The sequence below is a fragment of the Pseudonocardia sp. N23 genome (assembly GCF_002583555.1).
In the GTDB taxonomy this organism is placed as follows: domain Bacteria; phylum Actinomycetota; class Actinomycetes; order Mycobacteriales; family Pseudonocardiaceae; genus Pseudonocardia.
Genome location: NZ_BEGX01000158.1, coordinates 1 through 233 on the forward strand (window position 1 = coordinate 1; position 233 = coordinate 233).

Sequence of the window (233 nt, forward strand, 5' to 3'; positions counted from 1 at the left end):
GAGATCGGCTACGACTCGTCGGCCAAGGGCTTCGACGGCAACTCCTGCGGCGTCAACATCGCGATCGGCGCGCAGTCGGCCGACATCGCCCAGGGCGTCGACACCGCCTACGAGTCGCGTGTCGAGTCCAGCGAGGACGAGATCGCCCGCCAGGGCGCCGGCGACCAGGGCCTGATGTTCGGCTACGCCAACACCGACACCCCGGAGCTGCTGCCGCTGCCGATCGCGCTCGC

At 70.4% G+C, this 233-nt stretch carries 1 pseudogene; it reads left to right on the plus strand.

The window, feature by feature from the left end:
• A pseudogene (locus TOK_RS31400) lies at positions 1 to 233 on the plus strand (methionine adenosyltransferase); the annotation flags it as partial.